The organism is Pleomorphomonas koreensis DSM 23070 (assembly GCF_000425185.1).
In the GTDB taxonomy this organism is placed as follows: domain Bacteria; phylum Pseudomonadota; class Alphaproteobacteria; order Rhizobiales; family Pleomorphomonadaceae; genus Pleomorphomonas; species Pleomorphomonas koreensis.
In genome coordinates, this window is the sequence record NZ_AULH01000070.1 from 1 (window position 1) to 1,565 (window position 1,565).

A 1,565-nucleotide genomic window follows, 5' to 3' on the forward strand; every position below is an offset into this window, starting at 1 on the left:
GGCAAAGTTCAGAACATGGAGCTGTGCGATCAGCACTACCGCGAAATGGTGCGCCGGTCGGGCCGCAGCGCATCGCCGCTGGAGTCCCTGTTCGGACGACATTCCCTTTTTGACGAATTCTTCGGCGATAGCGGGTTCGGCAGCCTGTTCAGCGACAGCCCGCTGCGGGGTGGTGCACTGGGCGCCACGGGCGCGGGTGAGGACGACGTCGTGGATGCCACCTTCGGGGAGGAAACGCCGCGCCGCGGATCGCGGCGCGGCGGCGGACGCACCATCGCCGATCGGCTGAGCGAACAGGGCAACAAGCTGCTGCAGGATGCAGCACAGAAGGCCGGGGAATTCGGGCGCAGCGAGGTCGATACCGAACATCTGCTTCTGGCGCTGACCTCGTCCGACGTCGTCAAGACGATCCTGGAACAGTTCAAGGTCGATGTGGACGATCTGCGCCGGCAGATCGAGAAGGACGCAAAGCGCGGAGAGGCCAAGGCGTCGGGCGAGATCGGCGTCAGTCCGCGCCTCAAGGATGCGCTGAATCGCGCGTTCATCGCGTCTAACGAACTCGGCCATTCCTATGTCGGTCCCGAGCACCTTCTGATCGGACTTGCCGAGGAAGGTGAAGGCCTGGCCGCGGCGATGCTGCGCAAGCTGGGGTTGACGCCGCAGGCGCTGCGTCAGCAGGTGACGAAGGTGGTCGGCAAGGGAGCCGAGGAAGGCCGCGTCGAGACTCCGTCGAACACCCCCGATCTCGACCAGTTCAGCCGTGACCTGACGAAGCTCGCCCGCGATGGCAAGCTCGATCCCGTCATCGGCCGCGCCCGCGAAATCGAGACGACGATCGAAGTGCTGGCCCGCCGGAAAAAGAACAACCCGGTGCTGATCGGCGAGCCCGGCGTGGGCAAGACCGCCATCGTCGAGGGACTTGCACAACGGATCGTCGCGGGCGAAGTGCCCGAGGCGCTGCGCGACAAGCGGCTGGTCGAGCTCAACATCAACTCGATGGTGGCCGGGTCGAAGTATCGCGGCGAGTTCGAGGAGCGAGTCCAGAAGATCCTCAAGGAGATCACCGAGGAGAAGGACAGCCTGATCCTGTTCATCGACGAGATGCACACCATCGTCGGCGCCGGCCAGGGCGGTGGCGAAGGTGGTCTCGACATCGCCAACACCTTCAAGCCGGCGCTGGCGCGGGGCGAGCTGAACCTGATCGGCGCGACGACGCTCAACGAGTACCAGAAATACATCGAGAAGGACGCGGCGCTCGAGCGACGGTTCCAGCCGGTTTATGTGGACGAGCCCACGGTCGCACAGACGATCATGATTCTGCGCGGGCTGCGCGACACGCTCGAAAGCCACCACAAGGTGACGATCACCGACGAGGCGATCATCGCCGCCGCGGAGCTTTCGGATCGCTATATCACCGGTCGCTTCATGCCTGACAAAGCGATCGACCTGATCGATCAGGCCGCCGCACGTGTGAAGATCAGCGCCACAGCGCGCCCCGTGGACGTCCAGGAGCTAGAGGCCGAGGTCGCGCAGATCAAGCGCGAGCAGGACTATGCCGCAGCCCG

Annotated in this window: 1 protein-coding gene; it reads left to right on the top strand. The window is 64.7% G+C overall.

The window, feature by feature from the left end; all coding sequences use genetic code 11:
• Positions 1–1,565, top strand: a 1,565-nt coding sequence (locus tag H512_RS0120085; RefSeq protein ID WP_026784919.1) for a Clp protease N-terminal domain-containing protein, incomplete at both ends; no start/stop codon positions are given.